The 19,963-nt window shown below is 72.5% G+C and carries 21 protein-coding genes; 10 read left to right on the forward strand and 11 right to left on the reverse strand.

Features of this window, described 5'->3' with window-relative positions; genetic code table 11:
• Position 1: 1 nt before the first annotated feature.
• Positions 2–604, forward strand: a complete 603-nt coding sequence (locus ABD999_RS30445; protein ID WP_345483014.1) for an HAD family hydrolase — start codon at positions 2–4, stop codon at positions 602–604.
• Positions 605–607: 3 nt separating this feature from the next.
• Here ABD999_RS30445 and ABD999_RS30450 read toward each other — a convergent pair whose 3' ends face one another.
• From ABD999_RS30450 to ABD999_RS30460, 3 genes are read right to left on the reverse strand one after another with little or no spacing between them, the layout of a single operon-like run.
• The gene (locus tag ABD999_RS30450; protein ID WP_271280511.1) at positions 608–1,225 is read right to left on the reverse strand and encodes a LysE family translocator; all 618 of its coding nucleotides are present in this window, start codon (positions 1,223–1,225) and stop codon (positions 608–610) included.
• 17 nt (positions 1,226–1,242) lie between these two features.
• Entirely contained in the window at positions 1,243–2,190 is a 948-nt protein-coding gene (locus ABD999_RS30455; protein WP_148029856.1) for a quinone oxidoreductase family protein, read from the reverse strand.
• 4 nt (positions 2,191–2,194) lie between these two features.
• On the reverse strand, positions 2,195–3,070 hold the full coding sequence (locus tag ABD999_RS30460) for a Vgb family protein (protein ID WP_271280510.1): 876 nt from the start codon (positions 3,068–3,070) through the stop codon (positions 2,195–2,197).
• Between the two features lie 109 nt (positions 3,071–3,179).
• Here ABD999_RS30460 and ABD999_RS30465 point away from each other — a divergent pair, with 109 nt between their 5' ends.
• Positions 3,180–3,767, forward strand: coding sequence for a TetR/AcrR family transcriptional regulator (locus ABD999_RS30465; protein ID WP_148029854.1), 588 nt, complete (start codon positions 3,180–3,182; stop codon positions 3,765–3,767).
• Between the two features lie 11 nt (positions 3,768–3,778).
• Here the strand turns inward: ABD999_RS30465 and ABD999_RS30470 are convergent, their stop codons facing one another.
• Positions 3,779–4,639 carry an SDR family oxidoreductase gene (locus ABD999_RS30470; RefSeq protein ID WP_271278116.1) on the reverse strand — a complete coding sequence of 287 codons (861 nt, stop codon included), beginning with the start codon at positions 4,637–4,639 and terminating at the stop codon, positions 3,779–3,781.
• A gap of 68 nt (positions 4,640–4,707) precedes the next feature.
• Between ABD999_RS30470 and ABD999_RS30475 the strand changes: the two genes are divergently transcribed.
• Entirely contained in the window at positions 4,708–5,328 is a 621-nt protein-coding gene (locus tag ABD999_RS30475) for a TetR/AcrR family transcriptional regulator (protein WP_271278115.1), read from the forward strand.
• A gap of 76 nt (positions 5,329–5,404) precedes the next feature.
• Complete coding sequence (locus ABD999_RS30480) at positions 5,405–7,495, forward strand: tetratricopeptide repeat protein (RefSeq protein ID WP_271278114.1); 2,091 nt, start codon at positions 5,405–5,407, stop codon at positions 7,493–7,495.
• 4 nt (positions 7,496–7,499) lie between these two features.
• On the opposite strand, the gene ABD999_RS30485 is transcribed toward ABD999_RS30480, so the two are convergent.
• Positions 7,500–8,891, reverse strand: a complete 1,392-nt coding sequence (locus tag ABD999_RS30485; protein ID WP_148029851.1) for an MFS transporter — start codon at positions 8,889–8,891, stop codon at positions 7,500–7,502.
• 80 nt (positions 8,892–8,971) lie between these two features.
• Between ABD999_RS30485 and ABD999_RS30490 the strand changes: the two genes are divergently transcribed.
• Positions 8,972–9,841, forward strand: a complete 870-nt coding sequence (locus ABD999_RS30490; RefSeq protein ID WP_271278113.1) for a helix-turn-helix domain-containing protein — start codon at positions 8,972–8,974, stop codon at positions 9,839–9,841.
• Positions 9,842–9,859: 18 nt separating this feature from the next.
• On the opposite strand, the gene ABD999_RS30495 is transcribed toward ABD999_RS30490, so the two are convergent.
• Genes ABD999_RS30495 through ABD999_RS30510 form a run of 4 tightly spaced genes read right to left on the reverse strand, consistent with a single transcriptional unit; the run spans position 9,860 to position 14,233 of the window.
• Complete coding sequence (locus ABD999_RS30495) at positions 9,860–11,485, reverse strand: serine/threonine-protein kinase (RefSeq protein ID WP_271278112.1); 1,626 nt, start codon at positions 11,483–11,485, stop codon at positions 9,860–9,862.
• A 39-nt stretch (positions 11,486–11,524) separates the two neighbouring features.
• Positions 11,525–12,553 carry a PucR family transcriptional regulator gene (locus tag ABD999_RS30500; protein WP_271278111.1) on the reverse strand — a complete coding sequence of 343 codons (1,029 nt, stop codon included), beginning with the start codon at positions 12,551–12,553 and terminating at the stop codon, positions 11,525–11,527.
• Positions 12,553–13,344 (reverse strand): ABC transporter permease subunit, encoded by a 792-nt coding sequence (locus ABD999_RS30505; RefSeq protein WP_271278110.1) that lies wholly within the window; start codon positions 13,342–13,344, stop codon positions 12,553–12,555. Before ABD999_RS30505 ends, ABD999_RS30500 begins: the two co-directional genes overlap by 1 nt.
• Positions 13,322–14,233 (reverse strand): ABC transporter ATP-binding protein, encoded by a 912-nt coding sequence (locus ABD999_RS30510; RefSeq protein ID WP_271278109.1) that lies wholly within the window; start codon positions 14,231–14,233, stop codon positions 13,322–13,324. Before ABD999_RS30510 ends, ABD999_RS30505 begins: the two co-directional genes overlap by 23 nt.
• Before the next feature lie 129 nt (positions 14,234–14,362).
• On the opposite strand from ABD999_RS30510, the gene ABD999_RS30515 reads away from it, so the two are divergent.
• A complete protein-coding gene (locus ABD999_RS30515) occupies positions 14,363–14,824 on the forward strand; it encodes an ArsR/SmtB family transcription factor (protein WP_219548003.1) in 462 nt (153 codons plus the stop codon).
• A gap of 3 nt (positions 14,825–14,827) precedes the next feature.
• Here ABD999_RS30515 and ABD999_RS30520 read toward each other — a convergent pair whose 3' ends face one another.
• Positions 14,828–16,345, reverse strand: coding sequence for a cobyric acid synthase (locus tag ABD999_RS30520; RefSeq protein WP_378525172.1), 1,518 nt, complete (start codon positions 16,343–16,345; stop codon positions 14,828–14,830).
• 70 nt (positions 16,346–16,415) lie between these two features.
• Here ABD999_RS30520 and ABD999_RS30525 point away from each other — a divergent pair, with 70 nt between their 5' ends.
• From ABD999_RS30525 to ABD999_RS30540, 4 genes are all read left to right on the forward strand, one after another.
• Positions 16,416–17,780 (forward strand): MFS transporter, encoded by a 1,365-nt coding sequence (locus ABD999_RS30525; RefSeq protein ID WP_271278107.1) that lies wholly within the window; start codon positions 16,416–16,418, stop codon positions 17,778–17,780.
• Between the two features lie 99 nt (positions 17,781–17,879).
• A complete protein-coding gene (locus ABD999_RS30530; RefSeq protein ID WP_148029843.1) occupies positions 17,880–18,461 on the forward strand; it encodes a winged helix-turn-helix domain-containing protein in 582 nt (193 codons plus the stop codon).
• A 17-nt stretch (positions 18,462–18,478) separates the two neighbouring features.
• Entirely contained in the window at positions 18,479–18,661 is a 183-nt protein-coding gene (locus tag ABD999_RS30535; protein WP_148029842.1) for a hypothetical protein, read from the forward strand.
• A gap of 63 nt (positions 18,662–18,724) precedes the next feature.
• Positions 18,725–18,958, forward strand: a complete 234-nt coding sequence (locus tag ABD999_RS30540) for a hypothetical protein (protein ID WP_148029841.1) — start codon at positions 18,725–18,727, stop codon at positions 18,956–18,958.
• Here the strand turns inward: ABD999_RS30540 and ABD999_RS30545 are convergent.
• Positions 18,942–19,880, reverse strand: a complete 939-nt coding sequence (locus ABD999_RS30545) for a cobalamin biosynthesis protein (protein ID WP_378525173.1) — start codon at positions 19,878–19,880, stop codon at positions 18,942–18,944. The genes ABD999_RS30540 and ABD999_RS30545 overlap by 17 nt on opposite strands.
• Positions 19,881–19,963 lie beyond the last annotated feature (83 nt).

Here is a 19,963-nt window from a genome sequence, read left to right on the forward strand (position 1 = left end):
GGTGCCCGCGGCCGTCCTGTTCGACCTGGACGGCACCCTCGTGGACACCGAGCCCCACTGGTGGCGGGCCACCGCGACGGTGGCCCGCGGCCTGGGCGTCGACCTGGGCCCGGACGACGAGCCGGACGTGCTCGGCCGCACGGTCGAGCACACGGCCGCCCACCTGCTCTCCCGCGCCCCCCGCTACCACGACGCCGGGGACGCCGGGGACACCGGCGACGCCCTCACCCGCGCGTTCGCCGGCGAGCTGGCCCACAGCTTCGACGTCATGCCCGGCGCCACTCCCCTGCTGCGGGAGCTGACCGCCGCCCGCATCCCCACCGCCCTGGTGACCGCCTCGCCCCGCAGCATCGCCGCCCTGGTGCTCCCCCGCCTCGGTCACCGCTTCGACGAGGTGGTGGCCGCGGAGGACACCCGCCGCGGCAAGCCCCACCCGGACCCGTACCTCGAAGCCGCCCGCCGCCTCGGCGCCCATCCCTCCCGCTGCGTCGCCCTGGAAGACAGCCCGGCCGGCGTCACGGCCGCCAGCACCGCCGGCTGCCACGTCGTGGTCGTCACCCGTACAGGTCTCCCGACGCTCCGCGAGATCCGGTCGATCGCGTGAAGATCAGTCGACCGCCAGCCGTACCCCGAAGCCGACGATCACCACGCCCGTGACCCGGTCGAGCAGACGGCGCACGGACGGCGACCGCAGCACGCCGCTCATCACCCCGGCGAAGACGATCAGGCCCGCGCTCCACACCAGCCCCTCGGCCACGTGCACGCCCGCCAGCAGCAGCCCCACCGCCGCGTGCGGCGCGTCCGGCGGGATGAACTGCGGCAGCATCGCCACGTAGAAGGCGCCGACCTTCGGGTTGAGCAGGTTCGTCACCAGCCCGCGCCGGAAGCCGGTGCGGAAGCGGACCTCTCGCGCGTCCGGCTCGTCCACGTGCGCGTCCTTCTTGACCAGCAGCATGCGCAGCCCCAGCCACACCAGGTAGGCGGCCCCGGCGTAGCGGAGGACGTCGTAGGCGAGCTGCGAGGCGGCCAGCAGCGTGGCCAGGCCGGCCGCCGTCAGCAGGCCCCAGACGAGCGTGCCGAGCTGGATGCCCAGCGTCACCCCCCACGCGGGGCGCTTCCCGGACAACAGGGACGTACGGAGGATGAGCGCGGTGTCCAGTCCCGGCGTGATCGTCAATAACGCGACGACGGCGGCGAACGAGACGACCGAAGTGGTCAGGTCCATGCCGTCGAGCGTAGCCGTCACGGGATCAGCAGCAGCTTGCCCGTCGTCCGCCGCGAGGCCAGGTCCTCCTGCGCCTTGGCCACGTCAGCCAGCGGGTAGCGGTGCGACACGTTGACGCGCACCCGGCCCGAGCCGATCCACTCGAACAGGTCGGCCGCCCGCCACAGCAGCTCGTCACGCTCGGCCGTGTAGTCGGCCAGCGTCGGCCTGGTGAGGAAGAGCGACCCGGCCCGGTTGAGCCGCTGCGGGTCCACCGGCGGCACCGGACCGCTCGCGGCCCCGTACAGGACCATGAGCCCGCGCCGGCGCAGCGCCTCCAGCCCGCCGTCGAACGTGGTCGCGCCCACGCCGTCGTAGACCACGTCCACCTTGCCGCGCAGCCTCTCGGCGAAGTCCTGGTAGGTCAGCACGTCGTCGGCGCCCGCCTCCCTGGCCAGCTTCTCCTTCGCCGGGGTGGAGGCGGTCCCGTAGACGGTCGCCCCGAGCATCTTGCACACCTGGACGAGCAGTTGCCCCATGCCGCCCGCGGCGGCGTGCACGAGCACCGTGTCGCCTTCCTGCACCCGGTAGGTGGAGTGGGTGAGGTAGTGGGCGGTCATGCCCTGCAGCATCACGGCGGCGGCCACGTCCGGCGCGACGCTCTCGGGCACCGGCACCACCAGGCGGGCGGGCACCACGGCCTTCTCGGCGTAGCTGCCGAGCGCCATCGCCCACGCGACCGTCTCGCCGACGACCACGCCCTCGACGCCTGGCCCGACCGCGGACACCACGCCCGCGCCCTCGGACCCGATCGTGCAGGGCAGTTGCAGCGGGTAGGCGCCGGAACGATGGTAGATGTCGATGAAGTTGACGCCGCTCGCGGCGACGTCGACCACCACCTCGCCGTCACCCGGCTCCGGGTCGGGCCGCTCGACGTACTCCAGGACTTCGGGGCCGCCCTGGGCGGCCAGCACGATTGCACGCATGCCCCTAGTCAACTACGAACCGTCCGGCGAGCCGGTCCGGCATGACCCTGGCGAGTCCGCCGGACTCCATCGCCACCCAGATCGCGCCGTCGGGTCCGGTGGCCAGGCCGTGCGGCTCCGACCCGGGCAGCTCGAACTCACTGATCGCGCCGTCGACCGTGATGCGGCCGAGCCGGCTCGCCGCCCACTCGGTGAACCAGAGCGCGCCGTCCGGCCCGGTGACGATCGCGTGCGGCCGGCAGGCGCGGTCGGGCAGCGGGTGCTCGGTGACCTTCCCGGCCGGATCGACGCGGCCGACCTGGCCCGCGCCGATCTCCGCGAACCAGAGCGCGCCGTCGGGCCCCGCCGTGATGTGCACCGGCGCCGCGCCCTCGGTGGGCAGCGGGTGGACGGTCACCTCACCGCCCGGCGTGATCCGGCCGACGGCCCCGGCCTGGTTGAGCGTGAACCAGAGCGCCCCGTCGGCCCCGGCCGCGATGCCTGACGGCATCCCGCCCTCGACCGGCACCGCGAACTCGTCCCGCTCCCCGCCGGCGCCGATGCGGCCGATCTTGTCGGAGCGCATGCACGTGTACCACATCGCGCCGTCGGGACCGGCCGCCATTCCGTACGGAGCCTCGGCCTCGTACGAGGTCACCTCGAACTCCGGGGTGATGCGGCCGACCCGGTCGCCCTGGTACTCGGTGAACCACATCGCCCCGTCGGCCCCCGGCGCGATCACCGTCGGCCCGCCGTCGGCCGGGTCGAGCCGGTGGAAGCTCGGCTCCTCGCCGGGGACCAGCCGCCCGACCATCCCCTGGTGCACCAGCGTGAACCAGACCGCCCCGTCGGCGCCGGTCGCGACCCCGTACGGGGCTCCTTCGGAAATTTTGATCAACATGAGGGTCCCCCGTGAGTTCCGAGCCGCGACGCTCCAATCGCAACCTGTGTTGCTTTAGTGTGGCATGGGTTCTAAAGTAAACGCAACGCCAGTTGCCTTAGGAGTGGCCGTGGAGCCCAGTAAGCGACCCGGCGGGCGCAGCGCCCGCGTCCGCGACGCCGTACGGCAGGCGACCCTCGCCGAGCTGGCCGGGAAGGGGTTCCGGGGGCTCACCGTGGACAACGTCGCCGAACGGTCGGGCGTCCACAAGACCACCGTCTACCGGCGGTGGGGCAGCGTCGAAGGGCTGATCTCCGACGCGCTGGAGCTGGCCCGCGACGAGCCCTGGCCCGTCCCCGACACCGGCGCCGTCGAGAGCGACCTGCGCGGGGTGGCCAGGCTCGTGCAGAGCGGGTTCGCCGATCCGGAGCTGGGTCCGGTGTCGTCGGCGTTCGTGGCGGCGGCCATGCAGAGCCCCGAGGCGGCCCTGGCGCTGCACGACTTCTTCCAGGCCCGCCACGAGCAGTCGGCCCAGGTGGTGCGCCGCGCCGTCGACCGCGGCGAGCTGCCCGCAGCGGTCGACGCCCACGAGGTGATCAGGGCCGCGGTGGCCCCGATCTACTACCGTCTCTTCGTCACCCACGAGCCGGCCACGGCGGCGGACGCGGACCGGGCGGCCGACGCCGCCCTGGCCGCCGCCCGGGCCGGCATCCTCTGACCCGTCGCCCGCTACCGGAAGGCGGCGGCGTTGCGCCGGGCCCACTCGGCGAACGTGCGCGGCGTCCGGCCGAGGAGCCGCTCGACGTCGGGGCTGACGCGCCGCTCGGCCGGGGTGGGCTCGCCGATGATGGACAGGGTGGTCTCGACCACGGGCTCGGGCATGAACCGCAGCATCTGCGCGCGAGCCTCCTCGCGGGTCTGCTCGGTGAACCGGATCGGCTCGCCGAGCGCCTCCCCGATCGCCTCGGCCCGTTGCCGCGGCGTGGTGAGGGCGGGTCCGGTCAGCTCGTAGACCTGGCCCGCGTGACCGTCCTCGCGCAGGGCCACGGCCGCGACCTCGGCGATGTCGTCCGGGTCGATGAACGGCAGGCCGACGTCCCCGAACGGCGCGGCGACGGCGCGCCGGGCGCGGACCGACTCGGCCCAGGCGTAGGCGTTGGAGTCGAAGCCGCCGGGCCGCAGGATCGTCCAGTCCATGCCCGACCGCCGGACGGCGTCCTCGATGGACCGCGCCGTGCTCCCGAGGGAGGACGAGCCGGGGCGGGTGGCGACTCCCTGGGAGGACAGCAGCACGACCCGCCCGGCTCCAGCGGATCTGGCGTCGTCGAGGACGCGGCCGATGACGCCGCCCGGGCTGTCGGCGGCCGCCACGAAGTCGCCGGAGATCAGCAGGAACAACGCGCCGGCGCCGTCGAGGGCGGGCCGGAGACCGGCCGGGTCGGCGAGGTCGGCGGCGAGCACGCGCACTCCCCTGGGCACGTCGGACTCGGTGATCTTCCGCGACACGGCCGTCACCGGCTCGCCCGCCTCTGTCAGCAGCCGCACCAGCGTCCGCCCGACGTTTCCGGTGGCTCCCGTCACCACGATCATGAGAATCTCCCGTTAGTTAGTTGACTGACTAACAACGACCCTAGCATGGCCCGTCTATAGTCAGTCGGGTGACTGACTCAAAGGCGCGAGCGCGAGGAGCCGACAAACGGCGGCGCCTGATGACCGCGACCGCCCGGGTCCTGCACCAGCAGGGCGTGGAGCGCACCACCATCGCCGACATCGCGCACGCCGCCGAGGTCCCCGTCGGAAACGTCTATTACTACTTCAAGACCAAGGACGAGCTGGTCCGGGCCGCCCTGTCCGAGCACGCCGACCACCTCGACCGGCTCACCGGTGAGCTCGACCGGATGCCCGACCCCCTCGAACGTCTCAAGGCCCTGGTCGCCGGGTGGATCAGCCAGCGCGACATCGCGGCCCGGTACGGCTGCCCCACCGGCACCCTCGCCGTCGAGCTGGACAAACGCGCCGAGGGAGACATGGACCTGGAGGCGGGCAAGGTCATCCGGTCGCTCCTGGACTGGGTGGAACGTCAGTTCCGCGAAGTGGGGCTGCCCCACCCGGACGACCTCGCGCTCACGTTCGTCGGCGCCTACCAGGGCATGTCCCTGCTGGCCAACGCCCTGCGCGACCCGGAGATCATGACCAGGGAGGGAAACCGCCTCATCCGCTGGCTCGATGCCCTGCCCGAGCACGGACAGCGTGGCGGCTCGGACCCATGTTGCAGATGAGTATCTGTTCTCTTCCTTCCGGGCCGATTCCTGATCCGGTTGCCGAAAATGACGGCAGAGGTCATGGGGAGGGGCGGTGGCGGACCGCGAGGATGCTCGACGCTCGACAGCCACGAGACTGGCGGTGTGGGCACGGCGACACCTGACGATCTGGATCACCGTCGCGACCACCACCCAGGCCGCGCTTCTCGCCATCACCACCATGCTGATGCAGCTGCCCGGTCAGTCCGACTCGGTGATCACCGCTTGCATCGGGATCGTGCTCCTCCTCGCCGCCCTTTCCGTCGTTCTCCCCCTGATCGGGGCGCGCGTCGAGCGGAAGGCCCGGACGGCGGAGGAACTCGACGACAAGCGGCGGTACGTCACCACCCGGGTCCTGCGAGGAAGCGCCGGCGAGCTTCCCCGGCTCGGTCAGCTCTCGGCCACCGACTTCGGAGTCACCCCCACCCAGTACACCACCAGCGGGCGCGACCCCTATGTCCCCCGCGAGCCTGACGACACGCAGATCCGTGACGCCCTCAGCGCGCCCGGCCCGCCCTATCCGTTCGTGCTGGTGTGGGGGAACACCAAGGCGGGCAAGTCCCGTATCACCGCCGAAGCCATCCGGGCGGTGTTCCCCGAAGACACCGTCGTCTTGCTGCCTGCCAGCGGAGCCGCTCTCGCGGAACTCGCTCTCTCCGATAAAGCTCTCCCCTCCGGCGAGGGACCGGCCGTGGTCCACCTCGACGACATCACCGTCGCCGACCTCGAAGTCCTGACGCCTGCCGTGCTGGACGCGGTCGCCCGCCAGGCCGTACTGGTCGCGACCATGACCGCCGGAAGGCGCGGTCAGATCCTCAAGTCCGGTACCGACAGCACGCGCGTCGCCCGAACGGCGTTGAGCCGCGCGCACCGCGACGGCCAAGGCCACGAACTGGTCTTCCGCCCGCCCACCGACGCCGAGCGTGAGCAAGCCGAAGCTCTCTACCCTGGGGAGACCTTCCGAGGCAGCATCGCCGAGACCCTCGTCGGCGCGATCGAGCTCTTCGCCAAGTACAAGGCCGGGCCCGATGACGATCCGGCCGGCTGCGCCATCGTCCAAGCAGCGGTCGACTGCCGCCGTGCGGGACTCACCCGTCCTGTCACCGACGCTGAGCTCTCGCGGCTGTTCGCTCTCTATCTACCGGCGATACGGGCAGGCGTGCCCGCCACTCCGGACACCTTCCAGCAGGGCCTCCGCACCTGGGCGGCCGTCCCCGTCTCCTCCCAGGTCGCTCTGCTCACCGCGGACACCGGCGACGGTGAGGCAGGGTGGAAGGCTCTTGACCACATCGTGTCCGCCGACGAAGGAGCCCGGCCGATCCATCCGGGCCTCTGGGCCGAACTCATCTCGATCGTCAACCCGTCCGATGCGCGCGCGATCATGTACGGAGCCGAGAACCGCGGGGAGCGAGAGCACGCCATCGCGGCAGGGCGCAAGGCGGCCACCTCACCTCACCTTGAAGAGGCGGCCGTCTCCGCGGGCTATCTGGGCATTCTGCTCGCTGGGCAGGGAGAGGTGGAAGCCTCCGCGGACGCCTTCCGGCAAGCGGCCCGCTCGCAGAACGCCGATCGTTCGTCCATGGCCACCCTTCAACTGGGAATAGCGCTTTCCAATCAGGGGAAGATCGAAGCCGCCACAGACGCCTTCCACCAAGTGATCCATTCGCGTAATCCCCACACCGCACCGCTCGCCGCACTCGTCTGCGGGAAAATGCTCGAAGAGCACGGAGATCTGGACGCCGCGCAAGACGCCTACTGGCAGGCGATCCGCTCCTACCACCCCGACCATGCGCCCAGGGCCGAACTGAACCTGGGTGCCCTGCTCGCCCATGCGGGGGAGCTGAGCGCCGCCGGAGAAGCCTTCCGGCGGGTGATCGCTTCGAACCATCCGGACAGCGCGCCTCATGCCGCCTTGAACCTGGGGATAGTGCTCGCCAGCCGGGGGGAGCTGGAAGCGGCCGAGCAAGCCTTCCGGCATGCCATCGCCTCCGGTCACCCGCGGCACGCGCCACCCGCGGCGCTCGGTCTGGACCAGGTTCTCGCCTTGCGGAGGGGAGAAGCCCCCTTCGGGGCCACCCCTGATGGAGGTTCAGAGGGCGACGAGGTTCCCCCGCCAGAGGGCGGGGTCCCCTCGACTTCAGGGTGAGGGATCAGGACCGGGAAACCGCGTCGGCCGTCCGGCGGGGGACTCTGCCCGCCGCCACCACACCGACCACGGCGATCGCCGCGGCGACGAAGAGCGCGGAACGCAGCCCGTCCACCGTGGCGGCACGCAGCGCCTCGCCGGTCAGGCCGGTGGTGTCACGCCAGGCCACGGCCACCAGCACGGCCAGGCCCGTGCTGCCGCCCGTCTGAAGGAAGGTGGAGGACAGCCCCGAGACCGCTCCCTGGTCATGCGGGGCCACGCCGGTCGTGGCGAGGATGAACATGGTGGTGAACGACAGCCCCGAGCCCAGCCCGAAGACGACGAGCCCGGCCAGCAGGCCGAGATAGGAGCCGTCGGCGGACAGGCTCCAGGCCAGCAGCGCCGTGCCGGCGGCGCCCACGAGCAGGCTGAGGGTCAGCGTGCCGCGCAGCCCGAGCCGGGGGATCAGGCGCTCGCCGATGATGTTGCCCGCCGTGATGCCCAGCGTCGGCCCGAGGAACGCCAGGCCCGACCGCATCGCGTCGTACCCGAGCACGTCCTGGAAGTGCAGGGTGAGGAAGTACGGGACGCACTGCAGGGCCATGCCGTAGACCAGGATGACCCCAGTCGCGGTGCGCGTGTGCGGGTTCGCCAGCAGGCGCGGCGGAAGCAGCGGGTTACGGCTGCGCGCCTCGATCGCGACGAACCCGGCGAGCAGCACCACGGCGGCGGCCAGGGACGCCATCACGCCGGGCGAGGTCCAGCCCCACTGGGCGCCGTGCGCGATGGCGAACACCAGCCCCGTGACACCGGCGGTGCCGGTGACCGCTCCGGGCAGGTCGAAGCCGCCCGGCCGTCGCGTACCGTCCGGGGTCAGCACGGCGAAGGCGGCCACGATCCCGGCGGCGGCCATCGGCACGTTCACGAAGAAGACCGCCTGCCAGCCGAACGTCGCCGTGAGCACGCCGCCGAGCAGCGCGCCGAGGCTCAGCCCGCTCGCGCCGCACACCGCCCACACCGTCATCGCCCGGTTGCGGGCCGGGCCCTCGTCGAACATGGTGACGACCAGCGAGAGCGTGGCCGGCAGCAGCACCGCCCCGCCCAGCCCCTGGAGCGCACGGGCGGCGATCAGCGGGCCGGGCCCCGTGGCCAGCCCGCCGAGCATGGACGCGACCCCGTACAGGAGCATGCCCAGCACGAACATCCGCCGTCTGCCCAGCAGGTCGGACAGCCGGCCGCCGAGCAACAGGAAGCCGCCGAACGGCACCGCGTACGCGCTCACCACCCATTGCAGCGCGTACGGGGAGAAACCGACATCCCGCGCGATGTGCGGGAGCGCGACGTAGACGACGGTGAAGTCCAGGGCGGTGATCATGCTGCCCAGGCCGAGGAGGACGAGGGGGAACGCGAATCTCATGCCGGTCAGCCTCGCCGCGGCCCCGGACGTCAGCCAGCCCCGTGTTCTGCGTACGCAAACTTTGCTTAGGCTGGCGACCTATGGAGCGTGATGTCGAGCTGAGCGAGTTCCTCAAGTCGCGGCGGGCGCGGCTGCGGCCGGACGAGGCGGGGCTGCCCTTCAAGACCAACGGCACCAGGCGGGTGACGGGGCTGCGCCGCGAGGAGCTGGCCCTGCTCGCCGGGGTGAGCGTCGCCCACTACACCCGGCTGGAGCAGGGCCGCAGCCAGAACGTCTCGGCCGAGGTCCTCGACTCGATCGCCGACGTGCTCCGGCTCAGCGATGACGAGCGGTCCTACCTGCACGCGCTCGCCCACCCGGCGCACCGGTGCCGCGACTTCCCGCAGCACCCGATCAGGCCGGGGCTGCAGCGGCTGCTCGACTCCCTGGTCCTCACCCCGGCCCTCGTCCTGGGCCGGCACGCCGACGTGATCGCCTGGAACACCCTCGCCGCCGCGGTCTTCGCCGACCTCGCCGCGATCCCCGAGGAGCGGCGGACGCTCGGGCACCTGATCTTCCTGGACGACGACGTCAGGCGCATGCACGGCGACGGCTGGCACCGGCTCGCCCGGGAGCATGTGGCCCGGCTCCGCGTCCTGGCCGCCCGCTACCCCGAGAACCCGCGGGTCATGGCGCACGTGGACGCGGTCTGCAAGCGGAGCCCCGAGTTCCGCGCCCTGTGGACCGAGCACCACGTCGCCGCCGCCACCCACCGCGACTACGTCCTCGACCACCCCGTGGTGGGCGAACTCCGCCTGTCGGCCGAGCTGGTGTCCCTGCCGGGCGACCCCGAGCTCCAGGGCCTCGACCTGTACGCCGCCGAACCCGGCTCCGCGTCGGAAGCCCGACTCCGCCACCTCGCCGCCACCACCACCCGGCTCCCCTCCGCCCTCCGGCCGTCGGTCACGTGATGGGACAGGGCGGTCCGCCTACGACTGGGCGGGGGTGCCGCGGAGTTCGAAGTCGTCGTAGGCCATCTTCAGCACCGACTTCTCGTCCTTCGGCGTGCGGGCGAACATGCCGACCGAGCCGTTGCCGATGCCGTTCGGGTCGTCGACCGACACGACCTTCTTGCCGTTGACCCACAGGGTGAGCCGCACCGCCTTGCCGGTCTGCTCGCAGGCGGCCTCGATGCGGACCTTGCCCTTCAGCTCGCCGACCTGCGCCGGCTCCGCCATGGTGCCGCCGGAGCCGTTGTAGATGCGGCGGACGCGGGCGTTGCCTGCCGTGTCGAGGCCGAACTCGTAGTAGGTGTCGTCGTCCGCCGCGTGGCAGTAGACGCCGTACTCGCCCGAGCCGGTCACCTGCTTGACCTCGGCGGTCACCGCGACCAGGACGGTCTCGGGGAGCATCGGCGTGGGGGTCGCCGACGGGTCGGGGGTGGCGGTCGGCGTCTTGGTCAGGAACGGGATGGCCGCCTCCGCCCAGCGCTCCTCGTAGTTCGGCTCCACGTCCAGCCCGTACGTGCCGTCGGTGCGGTAGCCGTAGCTGGAGCCCGAGGAGGGGTCGTACCTGCCGTTCCAGCCGCCGGACGTCTGGGTGAAATCCTCCCGGTAGAGCACCGACATCTCGGGCGGCCCGCCCGGCATCAGCGCCCACGCGACGACGCCTGCCGTCACCAGCAGCGCCGCCGCCGCGCTGGCGCCCGCGATGAGCTTGGCCCTGCCGGGGCCGCGTGGCGCGTACGAGGTCGCGGCGGTGACCGGCGTGGTCGCCTGCTGCCAGGCCACCTGGACGGTGTGCGCCACCTGCTCCGGCCCGGCGGCCCGGCCCACCAGGTGGTCGAGGAGCTGCTGCGCGGTCGGGCGCATGGCGGGGTTCTTGTGCAGCGCGGCCCGGACCAGCTCGCGCAGGCCCGGCTCGACCTCGTCCAGGCTCGGCTCGGTGTTGAGCACCTGGTAAACGATCGCGGGCAGGGTGTCGCCGGGGAACGGCGACCGCCCGCTCGCGGCGTACGCCACCAGGCAGCCCCACGAGAACACGTCGCAGGCCGGCGAAACCGGCTCGCCGCGCAGCACCTCGGGCGCCATGTATCGGGGCGTGCCGATCAGCTCCCCGGTGCCGGTGACGCCGCCCAGGGTGTCGAGCGCCCGCGCGATGCCGAAGTCGATCACCCGCGGCCCGACGGGCGACAGCAGCACGTTGGACGGTTTCAGGTCGCGGTGCACGACCCCGGCCCCGTGGATGGCGGTCAGCGCGGTCGCCACGCTCACGGCCAGCGCGTCGAGACTGGACCCGCGGAGCGGCCCGGACTGCCGCACCGCCTCCTCCAGGTTCGGCCCCGGAACGTACTCGGTGACCACGTAGAGCTGGTCGCCGTCGAGCGCGGCCTCCAGCACGGCCGCCGTGCAGAACCGCCGCACCCGCCGCGCGGCGTCCGCCTCCCTGCGGAAGCGCATGCGGAACTGCTCGTGCTGGCTCAGCTCGGGGTTGATCACCTTGATGGCGACCTGCTGCCCGGAAGGGTCCTCGGCGAGATGGACCGTGCCCATCCCACCCCGGCCCAGCACACGCACCAGCCTGTAGCGCCCGATGTGGGAGGTTTCACCGCTCACGGCGCGTAAGCTTACCGACTTCGGCCCCGCCGTCGAATGTCACTCGCCGCCCGGCTGTTCCCAGGGCCAGTCGAGCAGGCGCGCGCCGAGCACGGCCGTCTCCAGCGTGAACCGCTGGGTGGGATCGTCAGGGGAGAAGCCGGTCAGGCGGTTGATGCGCTGCAGCCGGTACGTGACCGCGCGGGCGCTGACGCCCAGCCGGCGCGCGGCGGCGGTCTGGTTGCCGTGCGCGGCGAAGATCGCCTCCAGCGTCTCCAGCAGCGGCTCGTGCCCGCCGCGCGCATGCAGCAGCGGGCTGAGGACGCTCGTCACCAGGTCCTCCATCGCGCTCCTGTCACGCAGCAGTACGGGGAAGACGAGCAGGTCGGCGGCCTTGACCACGTCGTGCTTCAGGCCGAGCCGGTCGGCCAGGTCGAGGGCGCCGGCCGCCTCCCGGTAGGAGGCGACGATGCCGCCGGGCCCGCGCTGCGGCCTGCCGACGCCGACCCGCCAGCCGGCGGGGAAGCGGGAGCGTACATGGTGGGTGAACTCGCCGACCGCCGCCGGGAGCGTGGCCGGGACCACGCACACCAGCAGCCCGTCCCGTACCGCGACCAGGATGTTGTGCGAGCCGAACCGTTCGGTCAGGTCGCGTTCGATGCCGTCGGCGCCGGTGCCGGCCAGCCCGCGGGCGACGGTCACCACGTACGACTCGGCCAGGCGCAGCCCGAAGTGCTCGGCCCGTTCCGCCAGCCGCTCGGCCCTGCCGTGGAGCAGGTCGTCGACGAACGCGCGGCGTTCCCGTTCGGCTTCGCGCAGCGCGGCGAGCTGTGCCTTCTCGTACCCCTCCATGAGAGCGGCGACGGCCTTGCGCAGCGCGGGCAGCACCGACGGCGCGGCCAGCCCCTCGGCGGCTGCCAGCGCGGCGTCGACCAGGTGCCGTAACGGCACGCCCAGCTCGGCGGCGCGGCGGCCGCCGGCGCGGTAGGCGTCCAGTTCGTCCCTGCCGGGCAGCCGGCCGGTGCCGGCGGCCTCCCGCAGCGTGCGGAGGTGCCCGCCGAGCAGCTCGGCGGGCACCCGCGGCGACATCACACCCCCACGTCGCGCCGGTCGAAGGCCAGCACCGCGGTGAGCCCCAGCACCGCGGCGGCCCCGGTCAGCACCAGGTACTCCCCCACCGGCAGCCCTTGCTGCAGCGGCTGGCCGGAGGCGTAGTAGTGGAACGGCGACAGCCACTTCAGCCAGGCGATGGCGTCCACGCTCCGCCCGACGGTGACGACGACGTAACCGAGCACCGCCCACACCCCGGTGACCGCCATGGCGGGGCCCTTGCGGCCGGTGGCGGCGCCCACGGCCAGGGTGACGGCCCCGAAGAACAGCCCGACCAGCAGGACCCCGGTGTGCGCGGCGAGTATCCGGTCGAACGGCACCCCCATCTCCATCGTCTCCGCCATCACCCAGGTGACCAGCAGCGTCATGGCCGCCACCGCCCCCAGCCCGATCACCAGGGCCGCGAACCGCTCCAGGACGAGCCGCTTGCGGTCGATCGGCAGCGTGACGACGAGCTCCAGCGTGCCGTCCTCCTCGGGCTGGGCGAGCGCCCGGTTGGCGATGAGCATGGCGCAGGCCAGGAAGAGGAACGGCACGAAGAGCTGGTAGACGACCGACTGCAGGTAGCCGGCGCCGCTGGTGAAGTCCTCCATGCCGCCCATGAGGTCCTTCAGCGCGCCGGGGAACTTCGCCATCGCCTGCGGGCCGTACACCTCGGGATTTTCCTTCACGCTTCCGTACACGGCCAGGTAGAGGCCCATGAAGGCGCTGATCCCGATCGTCCAGCCGATGAGGGCCCGCCGGTAGTCACGCAACGTCTTGGCGATCATCGTGTCTCCCCTCGTCGCTGTAGTAGGCGAGGAAGATCTCCTCCAGGTCCGGCTCCTCGCTGGCCAGGTGCACCACGGTGAACCTGGCCGCGGTCTTGATCAGCGCGTCCGGCCGGCCGTCGATCGTGCAGCGCACGCTCGCGCCCGCCACCCGCAGGTCCCGCACCCCCGGCAGCCCGTCGAACGCCTCCGCCGGCACGGGCGCGTCGAAGTGCAGCTCCACCCGCCGCACCGCCTTCTCGCGCAGCGCGGACACGTTCTCCACCGCGACCAGCCGCCCGGCCCGTACGATGCCGACCCGGTCGGAGACGTGCTCCACCTCGGCCAGCACGTGCGAGGACATGAGCACGGTCCGCCCGGAGGCGCGCACCTCCCGCAGCATGGTGAGGAACTCCTGCTGCACCAGCGGGTCGAGGCCGCTGGTCGGCTCGTCGAGGATGAGGAACTCGGGCTCGTGCATGAACGCCTGGATGAGCCCGACCTTCTGCTTGTTGCCCTTGGAGAGCTTCCCCATGGGCACGCCCAGGTCGGCGTCGAGCCGCTCGGCCAGCGCGCCGATCCGGCCGGCGGGCACCCCGCCGCGCACCTTCCCGAGGAACTCCAGGTAGTCGCGGGCCTTCTCCCTGCCCTCCAGGGCGAGCTCGCCCGGCAGGTAGCCGATCCTGGCCCGTACGGCGGCCTCCCGCGAGCCGGCGCCGAGGACGCTCACCGTGCCGCGGGTGGGCCGGATGACGTCGAGCATGAGCCGGATCGTGGTGGTCTTGCCGGAACCGTTCGGCCCGAGGTAGCCGAAGATCTCGCCCGGCTGGATCTCCAGGTCGAGGTCCTCCAGCCCCCGGCGCTTACCGTAGTACTTGGTCAGCCCTTCGGCCCGCACCACTGCTGTCATGCCCGCCATGGTGCCCGCCGAGGGCCGCCGCCGTCACCGGCGGGCTCCGGAAGGTTCGGCGCCGGTTCGCTTCCGGCACCCGGCAACCGCTGACTCCGGAATTCCGGTTTTCCGGGGTATCTTTCGCTTGTGACGACGATCGAGGAGCGCGTGGCCGCGCTGGAGGCCCGGGTCGCCGCCCTGGAGGGCCGGGCGCCCGAGCCCGGCGGCGAGGTCGAGGAGTCCGGCAAGCTGGTGTACGGCGGGCATGCCAGGTTCGGCGGCTACCGGTGGAGCTGGGAGATGGCCCGGCCGCCCGGCTGGCTGGTCGAGCAGCCGGCCGGCCCGATGGCGGCCGTGCTGGCCGCGGCGGGCCACCCCGCCCGGCTGCGCATCCTGCAACTGCTCGTGCGGGGCCCGCGGCCCGCGGCCGAGCTGCAGACCGAGCTGTCACCGGCCTCGCAGGGCCAGCTCTACCACCATCTCAAGACGCTCAGCTCGGCCGGGCTGGTCGAGCAGCCGGAGCGCGGCGTCTACCGGGTGCCGCCCTCGGCGATCTTCCCCGTGCTGGCCATGATCGCCGCGGCGACGGACGTGGTCCACCCCCGCTGACGGTCACCGGGCCCCGGGCGGCAGGCCGGGCACCTGCGGCGGGCCGTTCTCGATCAGGTCGAGCAGCGCCCCGGTGTCCAGGTTCCGCTCCACCAGGTCCCCGAGCGCGTCCAGGCGCCGCTCGCGCAACCGGCCGAAGTCGGTGGCCGGGTCGGGCTCGAACGCGCGGCCCGCCCGCCCGGCCACGTCCGCCAGGAAGGCCCGACGGAACGCGTCGTTCTCCAGCGCGCCGTGCCAGGTCGTGCCCCACACGTTCGCGGCCCGGCAGCCGTCCAGGAACGGCTCGCCGCCCTCCACCGTGACCCGTCCGTGGTGGATCTCGTACGCGTCCACCGGATGCCCGTACGCCTGACCGGACGGCCTGCCGAGCACCTTGTCCGGCCCGAACGTCACCCGCGCGGGCAGCAGCCCGAGCCCGTCCACCCGGCCGGCGCCCGACTCGACCTCGTCCACGATCTCCCTGGCCAGCATCTGGAAACCGCCGCAGATGCCGAGCACCGGCCCGGCGCGGGCGGCGAGCGCGTCGGCCAGCCCGCGCTCACGCAGCCAGGCCAGGTCGGCGACGGTGGCGCGGGAGCCGGGCAGCACCACCAGGTCGGCGTCGTCCAGCTCGGCCGGGCCGGTCACGAACCGCACCACCACGCCCGGCTCGGCGGCCAGCGCGTCCACGTCGGTGAAGTTGGAGACGCGCGGCAGCCGCACCACCGCCACCCGCAGCGTCTGCCTGCCGTGCGGCTTCCCGGTCACCACCCGGCGGCCGTCGAGGGCGAGCGAGTCCTCGACGTCCATCCAGAGCCCGTCCAGCCAGGGCAGCACCCCGTACACGCGCCGCCCGGTCAGCTCCTCGATCATGTCCAGGCCCGGCCTGAGCAGCTCCCGCGCGCCCCTGAACTTGTTGACCACGAACCCGGAGACCAGCGCCTGGTCCGCGGCGTCCAGCAGCGCGACCGTGCCGTAGAAGGCGGCGAACACTCCGCCCCTGTCGATGTCGCCGACCACGATCACCGGCAGGTTCGCGGCCCTGGCCAGGCCCATGTTGGCGAGGTCGCCGGCCCGCAGGTTGATCTCGGCGGGGCTGCCCGCGCCCTCGCACACCACCACGTCGTAGGCGTTCCTGAGCCGGTCCAGCGACTCCAGCGCCGCCGTCCGCAGGCGGTCCTTGAGCGCGCCGTACTCCGTCGCGTCCACGTCGGTCAGCGGGCGGCCCATGAGCACGACCTGGCTGCGGCGGTCGCTGCCCGGTTTGAGCAGGATCGGGTTCATGTCGGCCACCGGCTCCAGCCCGGCGGCCCGCGCCTGGACCTCCTGGGCCCGGCCGATCTCGGCGCCGTCCGCGGTCACGTACGAGTTGAGCGACATGTTCTGGGCCTTGAACGGGGCGACGCGCACGCCCCGCCGGGCCAGCCAGCGGCAGATCCCGGCGGTGACGACGCTTTTGCCGGCGTCTGATGTGGTGCCCGCGACGAGCAGCGCCCCTCTCACGCGCACCACCGTAACGGTGACTCGCCTGAAATCGCCCATTTACGAATCCTGTGACTTCTGCCACTCTAACTAGAACGCGATTCTAGAGTTATCTACTGGAAGGTGGGGCATGGTCGGAACGCTGGGCTCGCCTCGTACCGGCAGGATCGACGCCACGTCACAGGCACCGTTCGGCTGGACGCCGCTCGTCGTGCTCTTCATCGTCGGCCTGGTCGACCGCATCGAGGCCAACCTCCTGTCAGGGGTCCTCCCGCACATCATCAAGGAGTGGGGAATCAGCGACGTCGCGGCGGGCGCGATCCCGACCGCCGCCGCGATCGCCGGGGCCATCGTCGCCATCCCCGCCGGATACCTGGCCGACCGCCGCAGCCGCACCCGCATCATCGCCATCGTCGTCTTCATCTGGGCGATCGCCACGGCGGGCTCCGGCCTGGCGACCGGCTTCGCGATGTTCTTCGGCATGCGGGTGCTGCTCGCCGCCGCCGAGAACATCGACAACCCGGCCTCGGGCAGCCTGCTCGCCGACTGGTACCCGCCCTCCAGCCGGGCCAAGGCGTACGGGCTGGTCCGCGTCACCACCTACCTGGGCGGCGTCGGCACCCTGATCGGCGGCGTGCTCGCGGCGCAGCTGGGCTGGCGGCAGGCGTTCCTCATCATGGTCATCCCCGGCGTGCTCACCGCCCTGCTGGTGTGGTTCCTGCGCGAGCCGCGCCGGGGCGAGCTGGACCGGCTCGTCGCCACCGGCTCCGCCCCCGAGGCCCGGGCCACCGTGCACGCCGAGCCCGTGCCCGAGCCGACGCCCGACAAGGTGCCCGTGCACGACCCGGTGCCGTTCGGCACCCAGCTCCGCCAGGTGATCCGCATCCCCACGCTGATCTTCGTGTGCGTCGGGCTCGGCCTGCTCACCCTGGGCCTGGCCGGCGTCTTCTACTGGATGACCACGCTCATGGTGCGCTCGTTCGGTGTGGAGACCGACGTCGCCGGGTCGCTGAGCGGTCTCATCACGGTGGCCGGCACGCTGAGCGGCACCCTCATCGGCTCCTGGCTGGGCCGTAAGTGGCACGGCACCCGCAAGGGCGGCCGCCTGCTCGCGGGCGGCGGCGGCATCACGATCGGCGCGCTCATCCTGGCGCTCGCCCTGTCGATGGACTCGCTGGCCTGGCTGACCGTGCTGACCGTGCTCGCCAGCACCTCGATGTCGATCGCCATCCCCAACATGACCGCCTGCCTGGCGGACGTGGTGCCGGCGAGCGCCCGGGGGCTCGGCTTCGCCGTGCTGCAACTGCTGATGGCCGGCTTCGGCGCGTTCGGCTCGCTGATCGTCGGCATCGTCTCCGAGCGGACCGGCTCGCTGCTGACCGGCATGTACGCGCTGGTCCCCGTGATGGTGATCGGCGGCCTGCTCACGCTCGGCGCCCGCGCCTCCTTCGAGCGGGACGCGCGGAAGGTGCTGGACGCGGCCCGCGCCTCCTGACCGGTCAAGGGCGGGAGGGTGCCACACCCTCCCGCCTTACTCTTCTCCAGATAGGAAAGAAAAGTTGCGCAATTAATCCTTCCCATCTAGGCTGACGCCATGGAGAGCAGGCGCATCACCGACCTGGACACGCTGAAGGCCATGGCCCACCCCCTGCGCCTCAAGCTCTACCGGGCCCTCTTCCAGGCCCGCGTCGCCACCGCGTCCCAGCTCGCCGACCAGGTCGACGAGGCGGTCTCCCTGGTCAGCTACCACCTGCGCAAGCTCGCCGCCCACGGCGTGATCGAGGAGGCCGAGCCGCAGAGCAGCGACGGCCGCGAGCGCTGGTGGCAGCTCGTCATGCGCCACTACAGCGTCCAGGACAAGGACTTCCGCGACGCCCCCGAACGGGCCGCCGCCTACACCGCGTTCACCCGCACCGCCTTCCACGACCACGTCGAGCTGTACGAGCGCTACCTCGACGAGCAGTCGGCCTGGTCCCCCGAGTGGCGCGCGGCCGCCTTCAGCTCGCAGTCGCTGCCCCGCCTGACCGCCGCCGAGCTGAACGGGCTCAACCAGGAGCTCCTGGAAGTGGTCAGGAGGTGGCAGCGCCACAGCGAGGCCGCCATCGAGGCCGGCGACACCGAAGGCCGCGAGAACGTCAACCTCCACCTGTACGGATTCCCCGCCCGCCGCCCCTGACCGAGGAGGTCACGGCCATGCACCCCGACATCCACCTGCGGCTCATGGAGATCCGCGACGCCGAGTTACGGGAACGCGCCGACCACTGGCGCGCCACCCGCGACAGCCGCCCCACGATGAGCTGGCGCGTCGGCTGGACCCTCGTCGAGCTGGGCCTGCGTCTCGTCCACCGCGCCCCCGCGAACATCCAGCGGATCTGATCGCCTCACGGGTGTATCAAGCTGCGGAGCCCTCACTCCATGTGGATGTCGAAGGAGGCTCTCGTGGAAGCCGCAGACGGCCGCGTCATCTTGTTCCTCGTCATCGCGATCGCGCTGTTCATCGCCGGGCGCCGCTACCAGACGCTGGTCGCCACCCGCCAGGCGTGGCGTGACGCGATGAGACTGGTCATCGCGCGCAGGCAGGTGGCCGCCAACGCCACCAGGTCCATGCTGTGGATGGCCGTCGTCACCGGGTTCGTCCTCTGGCTGGTGGCCAACCTCAACCGGCTGATGTGACCCGCCGCCGCGCCATCCCCCACGCGGCGAGCACCGCCGCGCCGGCCGCCACCATGCTCACCGCCCGGGTCAGCCGCACCGCCCGCCGGATGTCGCCCACGCCCGGCGGCGGCCCGTCACCCATGGCCGGCCGGTGCTCCACCCTGCCGGCGTACACGTTGGCGCCGCCGAGTGTGACGTCGAGCGCGCCCGCGAAGGCGGCCTCGCACCGCCCGGCGTTCGGGCTCGGATGACGGTGCCCGTCGCGCGCCAGCACGGCCAGCGCCCGCCGCCGGTCCGGCGCGGCCAGCACGGTGATCAGCCCCGTGAGCCGGGCCGGCACGTAGTTGGCCACGTCGTCCAGCCGCGCCGCCGCCCACCCGAACCGCTCGTACCGCGGCGACCGGTGACCCACCATGGCGTCCAGCGTGTTGATCACCCGGTAGGCCAGCAGCCCCGGCACCCCCGCCACCACCCCCCAGAACAGCGGCGCCACCACCGCGTCGGAGGTGTTCTCGGCCAGCGACTCGACCGTCGCCCTGGCCAGCTCCGGCGCCTTCAGCCCCGACGGGTCGCGCCCGCACAGATGCGGCAGCCGCTCCCTCGCCGCCCCCAGATCTCCGGCCTCCAGAGCGGACGCCATGCAGGCCCCCTCCCGCGCCAGCGTCGTCGCGCCCAGCACCGCCCAGGTGGCCGCCGCGGTCGACACCGTGCGCGCCAGCGGGCTCCGGGCCCGCTCCGCCACCAACCCGGCCCCGGCCGCCACCCCCACGCAGACCGCCACGTACCCCACGCCGTTCGCCCGCGCGTCCCCGTACACCCTGCCCTCGAACCAGGACGCGGCCCGCCCGAACAACGCGACCGGATGCCCCCTCCTGGGGTCGGCGAACACGGCGTCGAGCATCACCCCTAGCGCCAGCCCGGCGGCACGACCAGATCTCATGGAGGACATCCTGACGGACAGCCTTCGCGAAGGGTTCCGGGGGGTTCTGGCGGAGGTTCCTTGGCGGAGTCCCGGCGAACGGT

Source organism: Nonomuraea ferruginea (assembly GCF_039540635.1).
Taxonomy (GTDB): domain Bacteria; phylum Actinomycetota; class Actinomycetes; order Streptosporangiales; family Streptosporangiaceae; genus Nonomuraea; species Nonomuraea ferruginea.

Bases quoted from the DNA above. Each gene is read 5' to 3' on its own strand.
- ABD999_RS30510 (WP_271278109.1), bottom strand. From the start codon at position 14,233: ATGACAGCAGTGGTGCGGGCCGAAGGGCTGACCAAGTACTACGGTAAG.
- ABD999_RS30500 (WP_271278111.1), bottom strand. From the start codon at position 12,553: ATGTCGCCGCGGGTGCCCGCCGAGCTGCTCGGCGGGCACCTCCGCACG.
- ABD999_RS30545 (WP_378525173.1), bottom strand. From the start codon at position 19,880: ATGAGATCTGGTCGTGCCGCCGGGCTGGCGCTAGGGGTGATGCTCGAC.
- ABD999_RS30505 (WP_271278110.1), bottom strand. From the start codon at position 13,344: ATGATCGCCAAGACGTTGCGTGACTACCGGCGGGCCCTCATCGGCTGG.
- ABD999_RS30455 (WP_148029856.1), bottom strand. From the start codon at position 2,190: ATGCGTGCAATCGTGCTGGCCGCCCAGGGCGGCCCCGAAGTCCTGGAG.
- ABD999_RS30520 (WP_378525172.1), bottom strand. From the start codon at position 16,345: ATGGGCGATTTCAGGCGAGTCACCGTTACGGTGGTGCGCGTGAGAGGG.
- ABD999_RS30530 (WP_148029843.1), top strand. From the start codon at position 17,880: ATGGAGAGCAGGCGCATCACCGACCTGGACACGCTGAAGGCCATGGCC.
- ABD999_RS30450 (WP_271280511.1), bottom strand. From the start codon at position 1,225: ATGGACCTGACCACTTCGGTCGTCTCGTTCGCCGCCGTCGTCGCGTTA.
- ABD999_RS30535 (WP_148029842.1), top strand. From the start codon at position 18,479: ATGCACCCCGACATCCACCTGCGGCTCATGGAGATCCGCGACGCCGAG.
- ABD999_RS30470 (WP_271278116.1), bottom strand. From the start codon at position 4,639: ATGATCGTGGTGACGGGAGCCACCGGAAACGTCGGGCGGACGCTGGTG.
- ABD999_RS30490 (WP_271278113.1), top strand. From the start codon at position 8,972: ATGGAGCGTGATGTCGAGCTGAGCGAGTTCCTCAAGTCGCGGCGGGCG.
- ABD999_RS30460 (WP_271280510.1), bottom strand. From the start codon at position 3,070: ATGTTGATCAAAATTTCCGAAGGAGCCCCGTACGGGGTCGCGACCGGC.
- ABD999_RS30485 (WP_148029851.1), bottom strand. From the start codon at position 8,891: ATGAGATTCGCGTTCCCCCTCGTCCTCCTCGGCCTGGGCAGCATGATC.
- ABD999_RS30525 (WP_271278107.1), top strand. From the start codon at position 16,416: ATGGTCGGAACGCTGGGCTCGCCTCGTACCGGCAGGATCGACGCCACG.